The sequence below is a fragment of the Nonomuraea mesophila genome (genome assembly GCF_004352805.1).
Classification (GTDB): Bacteria; Actinomycetota; Actinomycetes; order Streptosporangiales; family Streptosporangiaceae; genus Nonomuraea; species Nonomuraea longispora.
In genome coordinates this window covers 40,046-54,227 of record NZ_SMLD01000013.1, presented here as the reverse complement: position 1 = coordinate 54,227, position 14,182 = coordinate 40,046, and the positions used below count along the sequence as shown (strand labels likewise).

The 14,182-nt window shown below is 70.6% G+C and carries 15 protein-coding genes, 1 tRNA gene and 2 riboswitches; of the genes, 3 read left to right on the top strand and 13 right to left on the bottom strand.

Annotated features, from left to right (window positions below):
* Position 1: 1 nt before the first annotated feature.
* From E1295_RS07710 to E1295_RS07690, 5 genes are all read right to left on the bottom strand, one after another.
* Positions 2–748, bottom strand: coding sequence for an ABC transporter ATP-binding protein (locus E1295_RS07710; protein ID WP_425465333.1), 747 nt, complete (start codon positions 746–748; stop codon positions 2–4).
* Positions 749–865: 117 nt separating this feature from the next.
* Positions 866–1,516 (bottom strand): response regulator, encoded by a 651-nt coding sequence (locus E1295_RS07705; protein WP_220448594.1) that lies wholly within the window; start codon positions 1,514–1,516, stop codon positions 866–868.
* A 13-nt stretch (positions 1,517–1,529) separates the two neighbouring features.
* Complete coding sequence (locus E1295_RS07700) at positions 1,530–2,699, bottom strand: sensor histidine kinase (protein WP_132628979.1); 1,170 nt, start codon at positions 2,697–2,699, stop codon at positions 1,530–1,532.
* Between the two features lie 237 nt (positions 2,700–2,936).
* A complete protein-coding gene (locus tag E1295_RS07695; RefSeq protein ID WP_132628978.1) occupies positions 2,937–3,431 on the bottom strand; it encodes a hypothetical protein in 495 nt (164 codons plus the stop codon).
* Positions 3,431–4,030 carry a DUF6286 domain-containing protein gene (locus E1295_RS07690; protein WP_132628977.1) on the bottom strand — a complete coding sequence of 200 codons (600 nt, stop codon included), beginning with the start codon at positions 4,028–4,030 and terminating at the stop codon, positions 3,431–3,433. The genes E1295_RS07695 and E1295_RS07690 overlap by 1 nt, the downstream gene beginning before the upstream one ends.
* Before the next feature lie 198 nt (positions 4,031–4,228).
* On the opposite strand from E1295_RS07690, the gene E1295_RS07685 reads away from it, so the two are divergent.
* Positions 4,229–5,422, top strand: coding sequence for an amino acid deaminase/aldolase (locus tag E1295_RS07685; RefSeq protein ID WP_132628976.1), 1,194 nt, complete (start codon positions 4,229–4,231; stop codon positions 5,420–5,422).
* A gap of 28 nt (positions 5,423–5,450) precedes the next feature.
* Here the strand turns inward: E1295_RS07685 and E1295_RS07680 are convergent, their stop codons facing one another.
* A complete protein-coding gene (locus E1295_RS07680; RefSeq protein WP_132628975.1) occupies positions 5,451–5,780 on the bottom strand; it encodes a DUF3618 domain-containing protein in 330 nt (109 codons plus the stop codon).
* A 170-nt stretch (positions 5,781–5,950) separates the two neighbouring features.
* On the opposite strand from E1295_RS07680, the gene bcp reads away from it, so the two are divergent.
* Both bcp and E1295_RS07670 read left to right on the top strand, forming a co-directional pair.
* A complete protein-coding gene (gene bcp, locus E1295_RS07675) occupies positions 5,951–6,424 on the top strand; it encodes a thioredoxin-dependent thiol peroxidase (protein WP_132628974.1) in 474 nt (157 codons plus the stop codon).
* Positions 6,425–6,544: 120 nt separating this feature from the next.
* A tRNA-Leu gene (locus E1295_RS07670) sits at positions 6,545–6,627 on the top strand.
* Between the two features lie 62 nt (positions 6,628–6,689).
* Here E1295_RS07670 and E1295_RS07665 read toward each other — a convergent pair.
* From E1295_RS07665 to E1295_RS07635, 7 genes are all read right to left on the bottom strand, one after another.
* A complete protein-coding gene (locus E1295_RS07665) occupies positions 6,690–8,066 on the bottom strand; it encodes an L-serine ammonia-lyase (protein WP_132628973.1) in 1,377 nt (458 codons plus the stop codon).
* 72 nt (positions 8,067–8,138) lie between these two features.
* Entirely contained in the window at positions 8,139–8,528 is a 390-nt protein-coding gene (gene gcvH, locus E1295_RS07660) for a glycine cleavage system protein GcvH (RefSeq protein WP_132628972.1), read from the bottom strand.
* Positions 8,525–9,610, bottom strand: coding sequence for a glycine cleavage system aminomethyltransferase GcvT (gene gcvT / locus E1295_RS07655; protein WP_132628971.1), 1,086 nt, complete (start codon positions 9,608–9,610; stop codon positions 8,525–8,527). The genes gcvH and gcvT overlap by 4 nt, the downstream gene beginning before the upstream one ends.
* Positions 9,611–9,644: 34 nt before the next feature.
* A riboswitch (glycine riboswitch) is annotated at positions 9,645–9,744 on the bottom strand.
* 19 nt (positions 9,745–9,763) lie between these two features.
* A riboswitch (glycine riboswitch) is annotated at positions 9,764–9,861 on the bottom strand.
* A gap of 53 nt (positions 9,862–9,914) precedes the next feature.
* On the bottom strand, positions 9,915–10,607 hold the full coding sequence (locus tag E1295_RS07650) for a gamma-glutamyl-gamma-aminobutyrate hydrolase family protein (protein ID WP_132628970.1): 693 nt from the start codon (positions 10,605–10,607) through the stop codon (positions 9,915–9,917).
* A gap of 11 nt (positions 10,608–10,618) precedes the next feature.
* A complete protein-coding gene (locus tag E1295_RS07645; RefSeq protein ID WP_132628969.1) occupies positions 10,619–11,383 on the bottom strand; it encodes a 3-oxoacyl-ACP reductase in 765 nt (254 codons plus the stop codon).
* 19 nt (positions 11,384–11,402) lie between these two features.
* Positions 11,403–12,746, bottom strand: a complete 1,344-nt coding sequence (locus tag E1295_RS07640) for an aldehyde dehydrogenase family protein (RefSeq protein WP_132628968.1) — start codon at positions 12,744–12,746, stop codon at positions 11,403–11,405.
* Positions 12,747–12,756: 10 nt separating this feature from the next.
* A complete protein-coding gene (locus tag E1295_RS07635) occupies positions 12,757–14,127 on the bottom strand; it encodes a glutamine synthetase family protein (RefSeq protein WP_132628967.1) in 1,371 nt (456 codons plus the stop codon).
* Positions 14,128–14,182: the final 55 nt, after the last annotated feature.

The following is a 14,182-nucleotide window of genomic DNA, read 5'->3' as shown; positions in this document are numbered from 1 at the left end:
CTCACGCCTCCAGCTTCACGAGCGTGTCCAGCACGCTCTGCGGCGTCGGCGTGGCGAGCTCGGTGACCAGCTCGCCGTCGCGCAGGAACACCACGCGGTCGGCGTACGACGCCGCGACCGGGTCGTGCGTGACCATGACGATGGTCTGGCCCAGCTCGCGCACCGACACGCGCAGGAACGACAGGACCTCGGCGCCGCTGCGGGAGTCCAGGTTGCCGGTCGGCTCGTCGGCGAAGATCACCTGCGGCTTGCTGATGAGCGCCCTGGCCACGGCCACGCGCTGCTGCTGGCCGCCGGACAGCTCGGTCGGCCGGTGGGAGAGCCGGTCCGTCAGCCCGACGGTCGCGACGACCCGGTCGAACAGCGCCTGATCGGCCTGGCGGGCGGCGATCTCCAGGGGCAGGCGGATGTTCTGCTCGGCGGTCAGCGTGGGCAGCAGGTTGAACGCCTGGAAGACGAACCCGATCCGCTCGCGGCGCAGCAGGGTGAGCCGCCGGTCGGACAGCCCGGTCAGCTCCACGTCGCCGAGGTGCACCGTGCCCGACGTGGCCGTGTCGAGACCGGCCAGGCAGTGCATCAGCGTGGACTTGCCCGAGCCGGACGGGCCCATGATGGCGGTGAACGCCCCGGTGGCGAAGGCCACGTTCACCGCGCGCAGGGCGTGCACCCGGGCGTCGCCCTGGCCGTACACCTTGGTCAGATCCGTGGCCACGACGGCGGGCGCGGTTCGGCGTTCCGTGAGAGTCACCAGCACTCCTTCTCCCTGGCGGGGGCGGGTTTCGGACCCGACCCACGCTAGGTGTGGAGTTTTCGCGATCCATGGGCCCTGAGGAGGGACTTCAGGTGCGCCCGCGGACGACCCCGGTCAGCCTTTCGGCCGATGGGACGGCACGACCAGCCCGGCCTCGTACGCGTACACCACCACCTGCACCCGGTCGCGCAGGCCCAGCTTGGCCAGCACCCGGCCCAGGTGGGTCTTCACCGTCGCCTCCGCGACCGCCAGCCGGGCCGCGATCTCCCCGTTGGACAGGCCACGCGCCACCATGAGCAGCACCTCGCGCTCGCGCGGCGTCAGGTCCTCCGCCGCCGCCGGCTCCTCGTCAGGGAGCTGCGCGGCGAACGTCTCCAGCATCCGCCGCAACGTGCGCGGCGACATCGCGGCGTCGCCCGCGTGCACGAGCCTGATGGCGTTGACCAGGTCGGCGGGGGGCACGTCCTTCAGCAGGAACCCGGCCGCGCCCGCCTTGACCGCCGCGAACACGTACTCGTCGAGGTCGAACGTGGTGAGGATCAGCACCTTCGCCCCATCGATGAGGCGGGTGGCCTCGACGCCGTCCATGCGGGGCATCCGCACGTCCATGAGCACGACGTCGACCTCGGCGGTATCGAGGACCTCCAACGCGGTGACCCCGTCGCAGGCCTCGGCCACGACCTCGATGTCGGGCTGGGCGTTCAGCACCATCCTGAACCCGGCCCGCAGCAACTCCTGGTCGTCGACGAGCATCACGCGTATCACCCGGCAGCCTCCTCTACGCCGCTTCCGCCATGGGCAACCGGGCCAGCACCTCGAAGCCGCCGCCCCGCAGAGGGCCGGCCGAGACGTCGCCGCCGTACATGCCGACGCGCTCGCGCATGCCGATCAGGCCGTGCCCGCCGGCGCTCCTGGGCGCCGCCGCGCCCCGGCCGTCGTCGGTCACCCGTACGAGCACGTCGGGGCCGGTGAAGTCGATCTCGACGTCCGCCCGGACGCCGGGGCCGCCGTGCTTGAGGGCGTTCGTCAGCGCCTCCTGCACGATGCGGTACACCGCGAGTTGCTGGCCCTCGGGCAGGTCGGTGGGGGCACCTTCGACGCGCAACCGGGTGGGCACGGCCGATTCGCGCACCATCTTCTCCAGCTGGTCCAGGCCGGGCTGCGGGGTGTAGTCGGTGTCCGGGTTCTCGTTCTCACGCAGGACCCCGACGAGCCTGCGCATCTCGGCGAGCGCGACCCTGCCGGTTCTCGAGATGGTCGTGACGGCCTGGCGGGCCTGCTCGGGATCGTGGTCGAGGGCGTAGCCCGCGCCGTCGGCCTGCACCACCATCACGCTGACGTTGTGGGCCACGACGTCGTGCAGTTCCCTGGCGATCCTGGCGCGCTCGGCGGCGGCCGCCATCCTGGCCTGCTGGTCGCGCTCGCGTTCGGCCCGTTCTGCGCGCTCCTCCAGGCCTTCGAGATAGTGCCTGCGCGTCCTGGCGTACAGGCCGGTCAGCCAGATCGTCACCACGAGGATCGAGCCGGTGGAGAACATGCCGAACGTGGGCGCCATCCAGTCGACCAGCAGCAGCAGCACCCCCAACTCGGCCACGAGCAGCGCCGCCAGCGCCCATTGCCACGTGCACCGGTAGGCCACGCCCCAGAGGGCGATCAGCACCGCCACGTTGGCGGGCACCGGGCCGAGGTCCGCCAGCCACTGGCCGAAGCTGACGAGGGCGACGACGGCGAAGGACAGGCGTGGCCTGTCGCGCCACGCGAGCGGCACGAGCAGTGCCACGGAGACGCCCACGTACCAGATCACGCCGGGGTCGACGCCGCCGTCCGGGGTGTCGCGGTTCGCGTACAGTATCGACGTCAGCAGGCACAGCGCGGCGAGCGGCGCCACCCGCAGGACGGCGGCCACCTTCTCGTGGCGCCTCGACCACGCCTGTACGCTCCCGAACACATCCTCACGATAATTACCTATAGTTGGGTCCTGGTCAGCCTGAAGGGTGAAGTGCGAGTACGACCCAGGTCTGACGTCACAGGCGCTTACGCTCGGCTTACGCGCGACCGGGCATCATGGGTGATCGGGAGCGCCCCTTGTGGGTGAGTAAAGGGAGATCGTGTGAATCATGATCATGATGCCCGGGTCGCGCGGCGGTGAGGAAACGCCGCGCGACCCAGTAGGCACGCCCCGCTCCTAACGGCGGACGTGCAGGCTGACCACGGTGCTCATCTCGTCGTCACGGATCTCGCGCCGGATGCGCCCCACGATGTCCTGGTCGAGTTTGCCCACCACCGCGCCCATGTCCGTCTCCGACGGGCAGGTCACGCTGAGCCGCAGGCCGTCGTCACCGACCCGCACCCTCGCCTTCCCCAGGCCCTCCACGTTCTTCAGCCCGACGAACAACATGGCGGTGCCCGTGCCGTTGGGCGTGCCGCGCCGGCCCCAGCCCAGGCAGAGCAGCAGCCAGCGCAGCGAGACCAGCGACAGGAGGACCAGGGCGAAGGCCAGCAGCCACAGGCTCCACGGCTCCTCCGCGAGCGTCCGGTGCAACTGCGCCGGCACCACCCTGCCCTTGGCGGGCAGGCCGGACAGGCGGCCCTCGCCGCGCAACCACGCGTACGTCCCCAGCCCCGCCAGCACGGTGCCCACGACGGCCAGCCCGATCCGGTTGCCGGCGTACTGCCGCATCACAGCGCCTTCCTGCGCAGCCGGACGACGACCTCGCCCGTGCCCAGCGTGCCCACACCCGCCAGCCGGTCGCCCACCGCGGTGCCGACCTGCCTGAGCATTGCGCCGGTGCTCTCCGCGTCCGTCACGACGGTGACCTCGATGGTGCGCAGGCGCAGGCGTACCCGGGCCTTTTCCACGCCGGCCACCTGCTGGGCCGCGGCGGCCAGCGTACGGCGCAGGCCCGAGCGGGTGATGCCGATGACGATCAGCGGGTCCGACGTCTCCACCGCGACCAGCCTGGACCTGCCCGGCACGACGGCCAGCAGCACCATCAGCACGCCGATGCCCGCCACGACGAGGGCGGCGGTGGACACCTTCGGCCACGCGGTTCTGCCCGCCAGCTCGACCACCTCGTTCACCGGCACCCAGCCGAGCGGCGTGCCGAGCAGCCCCGACACCAGCTCCGCCGCGGTCAGGCCCATCACGGTGGTCAGCACGATCGCCACGACGGCCCCCGGAACGGTCCGTGCCGGTCTGAGCGCCTTGTTCGCCCTGCGCAGTCCGGTGAGCCGTGGGGTGGCGGCGGCGCCGGGCAGTATCTGCTGAAGCGTGGTCATCACAGGGACACACGTACAGGGGGGCCGCATGCCCTGTACCGCACCCTCGCCGCCGATTTGCCCGATCATTACGGGGAGCAGGGCTCGCCGGGGTAAGCCCGGTCGCGGCTGTCACCATCCGTGCCGGTGCGGGCGGATGTGCCGGGTCCGCGCGCCCGGCCCCTGGGTTCGTCGCCGACCAGCCGTTACGCTGCTGGTATGGATGCCCGCCAGCGCTATGATCGCGCCACCGCGGCGATCGAGCCTCCGTTCGCGATCCTCGACCTGGCGGCCATGCGGGCCAACGCGGCCGAGCTCGTACGCCGGGCGGCGGGCAAGCCGATCCGGGTGGCGAGCAAGTCGGTGCGCAGCCGGCCGCTGCTCGAACGCATCCTGGCGATGGACGGCTTCGCGGGTGTCATGGCGTTCACGCTGCCCGAGGCGCTGTGGCTGGCCGGGCACGGCTTCGACGACGTCCTGGTCGCCTATCCGACGGCCGACCGCCACGCGCTCGCCGCGTTGGCCGGTGACGCGGTCGCGGCTGGCCGCGTCACCGTGACCGTCGACTCGCTCGCACATCTCGACTTCATCGAGGCAGCCGTGGCGGGGGCGCGCCGGCGGGCCGAGCTGCGGATCTGCATCGACATCGACGCTGGATATGTCGCGTTCGGTGGGAAATTTCGGGCGGGAGCTCTCCGTTCCCCGATCCGCGAGCCCGAGGACGCCGCCGACCTCGCCGCCGCTGTCGCCAAACGCCCCGGGCTGCGCCTGACCGGACTGCTGGCGTACGAGGCCCAGATCGCCGGAGTCGGCGACGACCCTCCCGGCAACGCCCTCCTCGCCCGCGCCATCAGGCTCATGCAGGCCCGCTCCGCCCGCGAGCTCATCGTCCGGCGCGGCCGCGTCGTGAACGCCGTCCGCCGGGTCACCGACCTCGAGTTCGTCAACGGCGGCGGCACCGGCTGTGTCGAGCGCACCGTACGCGAGAAGGCCGTCACGGAGGTGGCGGCCGGATCGGGCCTCTTCCATCCGAGGTTGTTCGACTTCTACCGCGGTTTCACCGGCCGTCCGGCCGCGCTCTTCGCCCTGCCGGTCGTACGCCGCCCGGCCCCGGACATCGCGACCGTGCTCGGGGGCGGCTATCCGGCCTCGGGCGAGCCCGGCAGCAGCCGGCTGCCGCAGCCGTACCTGCCGGCCGGGCTGCGCTACTCACCGGACGAGGGCGCGGGCGAGGTGCAGACGCCGCTGCTCGGCCAGGCCGCCGAGGACCTGCGGATCGGCGACCGCGTGTGGTTCAGGCACGCCAAGGCGGGCGAGCTGTGCGAGCGCTTCGACACGCTCCACCTCGTGGACGGCGACACCCTGGCCGGGTCGGCGCCGACGTACAGAGGCGAGGGCAAGACCTTCCTGTGATCACCGCAGGAGGCGGCGCGCGCCGGCCTCAGCCGCGCCTGCGGCGGCGCCAGAGCACGATGGCCGCCCCGACGATCAGCACCGCCCCGACCCCGATCAGGACGGGACCCAGGTCGGGCCGCTCGTCCTCCCACAACCGCTCGGGGTCGTCGTCGTAGGCGACCGGCCGCGGCGCCACCCCGAGCGCGTCGCCCACGGACGCCACGAACTGGCCGGCCCTGCCCTTGACGTCGGTCACCGTGCGCTCGGCGACCCGCTTGGGGCTCACCCGGTCGGCAATGGCGTCGACCGTCTGCGCCAACTCGGCGCGTGTCCGCGCGATCCGCCGCTCCAGTTCGTCGGGATCGGTGTCAGCCATGGCGTCTCCTCTCGACCGTACGTGTGGCCGCGCCCGCTTCGTGTGCCGTGCGGGCTCCGTCCGTAGTGGTCGTGATCAGTCTGTCAGGTCGGCGGGCCGTACGGCACGGCGGCCGGGCCGGTAGCTTCGCGGGAAGCCGGTAGGTTTGCGGCAAGCACTGAGGAGGGCCCATGACAGAGACCAAGCTCGCGCCAGGCGACGCCGCGCCCGAGTTCACGCTGCCCGCCGCCGACGGAACCACCGTTTCCCTCGGTGACCACCGCGGCAAGCGGGTGATCCTCTATTTCTACCCCGCCGCGATGACACCCGGCTGCACCAAGCAGGCCTGCGATTTCCGTGACAACCTCAGCCAGTTGACCGCCGAAGGTTTCGTGGTCCTCGGCGTGTCGAAGGACAAACCGGAAAAGCTGGCCAAGTTTGTCGAGCGTGACGCCCTGACGTTCCCGCTGCTGTCCGACCCCGACCTCGTGGTCCACAAGGCGTACGCCGCCTACGGTCCGAAGAAGTCCTACGGCAGGGAGATCGTGGGGGTCATCCGCTCGACGTTCGTCATCGACGGTGACGGCAAGGTCGAGCAGGCCCTCTACAACGTGAAGGCGACCGGGCACGTGGCCTCGCTGAAGAAGAAGCTGGGCCTGGCCTGAGCCGGTCGGCGGGCCCCGGTGAAAAAGGCCGTGCCCTTCTGAGCCGGGGTCATCAGCGGATGCGCCTCGCCGCCACCCAGAGCGCTAAACTGTCACGAGCCCGCTTTCGGCGGGGACTGCGCGGGCGTGGCGAAATGGCATACGCGGCAGGTTTAGGTCTTGTTGGTGGTGACACCGTGGGGGTTCGAATCCCCCCGCCCGCACAATTCGAGCGCCCGGCCTTTGGAATAGGCCGGGCATTTTCCTGACGCGAGTCAGCACCACGTCAGCACTCGATCACGTTGACGGCCAGGCCGCCGCGTGAGGTCTCCTTGTACTTGTCGAGCATGTCGCGGCCGGTGTCGCGCATGGTCTTGATCGCCTTGTCCAGCGCCACGAAATGGCGGCCGTCGCCGCGCAGGGCGATCCTGGCCGCGGTGATGGCCTTGTTCGAGGCGACCGCGTTCCGCTCGATGCACGGGATCTGCACGAGCCCGCCGATCGGGTCGCAGGTCAGCCCCAGGTTGTGCTCGATGCCGATCTCGGCGGCGTTCTCGACCTGCTCCGGCGTGCCGCCGAGCGCCTCCGTGAGGCCCGCCGAGGCCATGGAGCAGGCGGAGCCGACCTCGCCCTGACAGCCCACCTCGGCGCCCGAGATCGAGGCGTTCTCCTTGAACAGCACGCCGATCGCGCCGGCCGTGAGCAGGAAACGCACCACGCCGTCCTCGTCCGCGTGGGGGACGAAGCGGGTGTAGTACGTCAGGACCGCCGGGATGATGCCGGCGGCGCCGTTGGTGGGGGCGGTGACGATGCGGCCGCCCGCGGCGTTCTCCTCGTTGACCGCCAGCGCGAACAACGTCACCCAGTCCATGGCCTGCAGCGGGTCCTTCTCGGCCGGCTCCGACTGCAGGCGGCGGTGCAACTGGTTGGCGCGGCGCTTGACCTTGAGCCCGCCGGGCAGGACGCCCTCCTTGGAGATGCCGCGGCGCACGCACTCCGACATGACCTGCCACAGGCGCAGCAGTTCGGCGCGGACCTCCTCCTCGGTGCGCCCGAACGCCTTCTCGTTCTCCAGCATGATCGCGGACATGGACAGGCCGGTGTTCGTGCAGTGTTTGAGCAGTTCCTCGCCGGTCGTGAAGGGATAGGGCACGACGGTGTCGTCCGGCTTGATGCGGTCGGCGCCGGTGGCCTTCTCGTCCACGACGAAGCCGCCGCCGACCGAGAAGTAGACCTTCTCCCTGAGCCGCTCGCCCGCCGCGTCGTAGGCGGTGAAGCGCATGCCGTTCGGGTGCTCGGGCAGCGTGATCTTGCGTTCGAAGACGAGGTCCTGGCCGACGACGAAGGGGATCTCGTGGCTGCCGTACAGCCGGACGGTGCCCGACTCGCGCATCTCGGCCAGGCGGCCGTCGATGGTGTCGACGTCGACCAGCTCGGGCTTCTCCCCGGACAGGCCGAGCAGGACCGCCTTGTCGCTGCCGTGGCCCTTGCCGGTCAGGCCGAGCGAGCCGTAGAGGATGGCCTCGACGCGGGCCACGCGCGCCAGCAGGCCGTCCTGGTGCAGCCCGCGGGCGAACTTGTGTGCGGCGGCCATCGGGCCTCCCGTGTGGGAGCTCGACGGGCCGATACCGATCTTGAAGAGGTCGAAGACGCTGATCGCCATTGATGATGCGCCCTTCATGAGTGCCGGGGCCCGGCCGCGGGCCCCGGCGTCAGCCGATGAGACCTGGCAGGGTCAGGACTCGCCCGAGGTGAGCGCGGCGTACTCCTCGGCGGACAGCAGCTCGTCAGGGTCGCCCTCCATGCGCACCCGGAACATCCAGCCCTCGCCGTACGGGTCGCTGTTGGCCAGGCTCGGGTCGTCCACGAGGGCCTGGTTGACCTCGACGATCTCGCCGCCGACGGGTGTGTAGATCTCGCTGACCGACTTGGTCGACTCGACCTCGCCGACGGAGTCGCCCGGCTCCGAGATCGAACCGACCTCCGGGAGCTGCACGAAGACGACGTCACCAAGGGCGTCGGCGGCGTAGGCCGTGATGCCGACGGTCACGGTCAGGCCGTCCTCGACCCCGGAAACCCACTCGTGTTCCTTGGTGTAGCTCAGGTCGTCAGGGATGTTGCTCACTTGTTCCTCCTGTAAAAGGGCAGCTCGACCAGGTCCATGGGTTCATGGCTGCCCCGGATGTCCACAGCCAGGCCTGAGTCGGCTCCGGTGTCCACGTAGGCCAGCGCGATGGGCTTGCCCAGGGTCTGGGAGGGCGCACCGCTGGTGACCTCGCCGACGACGGCGCCGTCCTTGGTGACCGGGTAGCCGTGGCGCGGCACCCGGCGGCCCCGGGCGACCAGACCGACGAGCCGGCGCCGCGGCGGGTCGTCCTTGACCGCCTCCAGCGCCGACCGGCCGACGAAGTCTCCCGGCTTGTCGAATTTCACCACCCTGCCCAGCCCCGCGTCGAACGGAGTCAGCTCGGCGCTCAGTTCGTTGCCGTACAGCGGCATGCCCGCTTCGAGCCGGAGCGTGTCGCGGCTGGACAGGCCGGCGGGCTTGAGCCCGTACGGCTCGCCCGCGGCCATGAGCGCGTGCCAGAGCGGCACCGCGTCCTGAACGGCCACGAACAGCTCGAAGCCGTCCTCGCCGGTGTAGCCGGTACGGGCGACGAGCGCCTGACGCCCGTCGACCTGTCCAGGCAGGCCCGCGTAGTACTTGAGCCCGGTCAGGTCGGCGTCGGTGAGTGTGGCGAGGATCTCCTGGGAACGGGGTCCCTGGACGGCGATCAGCGCGTACTGCTGGGAACGGTCGTCGACCACGGCGTCGAACGCCTTGCAACGGCTCTCCAGCTCGTCCGCGACCTTCTCGGCGTTCGAGGCGTTCGCGACGACCATGAACTCCTCGTCGGCGAGCCGGTAGACGATGAGGTCGTCCAGCACCCCGCCCCGCTCGTTGACGATCATGGTGTAGCGGGCGCGTCCCGGCGTCACGGCCGACAGGTTGCCGATCAGCGCGTAGTCCAGCGCCTGTGCGGCCTGCGGCCCGGTCACGAAGATCTCGCCCATGTGCGAGAGGTCGAACAGTCCGGCGGCCTCGCGGACGGCCCTGTGCTCCGCGGACTCGCTTCCGTACCGGAGCGGCATGAGCCACCCCGCGAAGTCGGTCAGCGTCGCGCCGAGGCTTTCGTGCACGTCTCGTAGCGGAGTAGGTCGGGACATTTATCGCACCTCAGGACAGGATTGGATGCCAGCATCCTCCCCCTCTGTCATCGATGCCTGAGAGCTTCGCCCGAGTTTTGCCGGACTTTCACCTTCGGCGAGACCCTGTGGGCCTGCTTTCCAGAGGTCACCTTCCGAGGAGACGGGCTCCCGGTCAGCCGTGCGGTCCTTTGCCTTGAGAGGTTCGCGGGGAGGGCTTGCTCCTTCAGGGACCCTGACCGGCTGTCAGGGTGCTCTCCCGCACGGTTTGCTGGTGTGTCCAGCCAGCCTAGTAGTGATTTGGGGGTCTTGTCGCGTTCGCCCCTCAGCAGGCCGCGACCAGGGCTTCGAAGAGAGCGTGGTCCTCGGCCGCCTCCGGATGCCACTGCGCCGCCACGGTGAACGGCCCCGAGTCCAGCTCCACGCCCTCGACGGTGCCGTCGGCGGCCGTCGCGGTCACGGTGAGGCCCGGGGCCAGGCGGTCGACGGCCTGGTGGTGGTAGTGCGGCACCGTCACGGGCGCCGTGCCCAGCGCCTTGGCCAGGCGGGTGCCGGGGACGGTGGTGATGGGCAGGTGACCGAAACGGCCGGGCGCGGGGGAGTGCTCCGTGTGGCCCACCACGTCGGGCAGGTGCTGGTGGAGGCTGCCGCCGAGGGCGACGTTGAGCACCTGGAGGCCCCGGCAGATGCCGAGGAAGGGCAGCTCGGCGTCGAGGGCCGCGGTCAGCAGGGCGAACTCGGCCTGGTCACGAAATCTGCGGATATAGCCGGTACGTTCCTCCGGCGTCTCCCCGTACCTCGCCGGATCGATGTCGCCGCCCCCGGCCAGCACCAGCCCGTCCAGCCGGCCCACCACCTGCGCGGCCTCCCCGGCGGGCGGCAGCACGACCGGCTGCCCGCCCGCCCGGACGACCTGCTCCACGTACATGTACGGCAGCAGCGCGACCGGCACGTTCTCCCAGACCGTGAACGTCGCCGGCTCCACGTAACAGGTGACCCCGATGACGGGACGTCGCACGATGAACCCTCCTAGAGCGGCGTGACGTAGGCGCCGGAGATGCCGCCGTCCACCAGGAACTCGCTGCCCGTGATGAACGAGGCGTCGTCGCTGGCCAGGAACGCCACCGCGGCCGCGATCTCCGACGCCTCCGCGAAGCGCCCGAGCGGGACGTGCACCAGCCGCCGCTGCGCCCGTTCCGGGTCCTTCGCGAACAGCTCCCGCAGCAGCGGCGTGTTCACCGGGCCGGGGCACAGCGCGTTCACCCGGATGCCCTCCCTGGCGAACTGCACGCCCAGCTCGCGCGACATCGCCAGCACCCCGCCCTTGGAGGCCGTGTAGGAGATCTGCGAGGTCGCCGAGCCCATGACCGCCACGAACGACGCGGTGTTGATGATCGAGCCCTTGCCCTGGCGCCGCATGTAGGGGATGGCGTGCTTGCAGCACAGGTAGACGCTGGTCAGGTTCACGTCCTGGACGCGGCGCCAGGCGTCGATGCCGGTATCCAGGATCGAGTCGTCGTCGGGCGGCGAGATGCCGGCGTTGTTGAAGGCGATGTCCACGCTGCCGTAGGTGTCGAACGTCGTACGGAACATCCGGACGACGTCGTCCTCGTCGGCCACGTCGGCCCGTACGAACAGGCCGCCGACCTCGTTCGCGGCCTTGACGCCCGCCTCCTCGTCCAGGTCGGCGCAGACCACCTTCGCGCCCTCGTCGGCGAACCTGCGCGCGGTGGCCAGCCCGATGCCGCCGCCTGCGCCCGTGACCACCGCCACCCGGTCCTGCAACCGCTTCATGTGCACGTCGCTTTCTACCTCACTCCCAGGAGATGAAGACGTTCTTGGTCTCCGTGAACGCCGCCAGGGCGTCCGGCCCGAGCTCGCGGCCCAGCCCCGACTGCTTGAAACCGCCGAACGGGGTCCAGTGGCGGACCGCCGCGTTGGAGTTCACCGACAACGCGCCCGCCTCGACCGCCCTGGACACGCGGAGCGCGCGCCCGACGTCGCGGGTCCAGATGGAGCCGCTCAGCCCGTACGGGGTGTCGTTGGCGATGCGTACGGCGTCCGCCTCGTCCTCGAAGGGCGCCACCGACACGACCGGCCCGAAGATCTCCTCGGTGAACGCCCGGTCGGTGACGTCCGGGGTGAGCACGGTCGGCGGGAACCAGTAACCCTTGCCGGCCGGGCAGGACCCCTGGAGGTAGGGGGTGCCCTGGACGAAGCCGCGTACGCGGTCGAGCTGCTCGGCGCTGATCAGCGGGCCCATCTCGGTGCGCTCGTCGAGGGGGTCGCCGACGACGACGCCGCGTACGGCCTCGGTGAGGCGCTCCATGAAGGCGTCGTACACGTTTGCCTGGACGAGCAGCCGGGACCTGGCGCAGCAGTCCTGCCCCGCGTTGTCGAACACGGCGTAAGGGGCGGCTTGCGCTGCTTTGTCGAGATCGGCATCCGAAAAGACGATATTTGCGGATTTGCCGCCTAGCTCCAGCGTGACCCGCTTGACCTGGGCCGCCGCCTTGGCCGCGATCTCCTTGCCCACCTCCGTCGAACCGGTGAACACGATCTTGGCCACGCCGGGATGCTCCACCAGCCGGGCGCCCGCGACCTCTCCCGCTCCGGGCAGCACCTGGAGCACCCCCTCGGGGAGGCCCGCCGCCAGGGCCAGCTCGGCCAGCCTCAGCGCGGTCAGCGGGGTCCACTCGGCCGGCTTGACGATCACCGTGTTACCGGCCGCCAGCGCGGGGGCCACCCCCCACGACATGATCAACATCGGGAAGTTCCACGGCACGATGACGCCCACCACGCCCAGCGGCTCCTGGAAGGTGACGTCCACGCCGCCGGGCACCGGGATCTGCTTGCCGTGGTCGCGCTCGGGCGCCCCGGCGTAGAAGTGCAGCACGTCGCGTACGGCGCCCGCCTCCCAGCGGGCGTTGGCGATCGGATGCCCGGCGTTGGCCAGCTCCAGCCGCGCCAGTTCCTCGCCGTGCTCGTCCACCAGGTCGGCGAACCTCCTCAGCAGCCGCGCCCGGTCGCCCGGAGCGACCTGCCGCCAGGCGGCGTACGCCGTCCTGGCACGCTCCACCGCCCGGTCCACCTCGGCCGCGTCGGCGAGTTCGACGTCGGCGACGACGTCCTCCGTCGCCGGATTGACGATCTTCATCGGTCACCCGTCACATTCGCTCGAAACCACGGAACATCTCCCAGTCCGTCACCGCCGCGTCGAACGCCGCCAGCTCCACGCGCGCGTTGTTCGCGTAGTGCTCGACGACGTCCTCGCCGAACGCCTCGCGCGCCAGCTTCGACCCCTCGAACAGGGGCAGCGCGTCACGCAGCGTGTGCGGCACGGTCTCCGCGCCCGAGTCGTAGGCGTTGCCCTCGAACGCGTCCTCCAGCGGGAGCTCGTTGTCGATGCCGTGCAGCCCGGCCGCCACCAGCCCCGCCACCGCGAGGTAGGGGTTGACGTCGCCGCCCGGCACCCGGTTCTCGATCCGCAGCGACGGCCCGTGGCCGACGAGCCTGAGCGCGCAGGTGCGGTTGTCGACGCCCCACTTGATCGCCGTGGGGGCGAAGCTGCCCGGCATGAAACGTTTGTAGGAGTTGATGTTGGGGGCGTACAGAAGGGTGAGCTCGCGCAGGCAGGCCTGCTGGCCGGCAATGAACCGGGCGCCGAGCTCCGAGAGCCCGTACGGACCCGGCCCGGCCATCACGGGGTCGCCGTCGGGGCTCCTGAGCGAGATGTGGACGTGGCAGGAGTTGCCCTCACGCTCGTTCGGCTTGGCCATGAAGGTGATCGACTTGCCCTCCTGGGCGGCGATCTCCTTGGCGCCGTTCTTGTAGATGGCGTGGTTGTCGCAGGTCCGCAGCGCCTCGGCGTAGCGGAAGGCGATCTCGTGCTGGCCCAGGTTGCACTCGCCCTTGGCGGACTCGACGTAGAGCCCCGCGCCCTCCATGTCGCGCCTGATCCGCCGCAGGAGGGGCTCGATGCGGGCGGTGCCCAGCAGCGAGTAGTCGACGTTGTAGAGGTTGGCGGGCGACATGTCGCGGTAGCCGCGCTGCCACGCCTGCTCGTAGGTGTCCTCGTAGACGCAGAACTCCAGCTCGGTGCCGACGTACGCGGCCAGCCCCCGCTCCGCGAGCCGGGCGAGCTGCCTGCGCAGGATCTGGCGCGGGGAGGGCGGCACGTCGCCGCCGTCCTCCCAGGTCAGGTCGGCCATCAGCAGGGCGGTGCCCTCCTGCCAGGGCACCCGGCGCAACGTCGTCAGGTCGGGTTTCATCACGAAGTCGCCGTAGCCGCGCTCCCAGGACGACATCGCGTAGCCGCCCACGGTGTTCATGTCCACGTCGACCGCGAGCAGGTAGTTGCAGCCCTCGGAGCCGTGGTCGAGCACTTCGTCGAGGAAATACCGGGCGGACAGCCTCTTGCCCTGCAATCTGCCCTGCATGTCGGCGATCGCGAGGAGCACGGTGTCGATCCGCCCGGACGCCACCTCGTCGCGCAGCTCGCCGACGGAAAGGTATCCGGTGTTCGCTCCATCGCTCACGCTACGCCGCTCCCATCTGCGCTGACACGCTTCCCTGCTGATTGGGCTAGTCTTA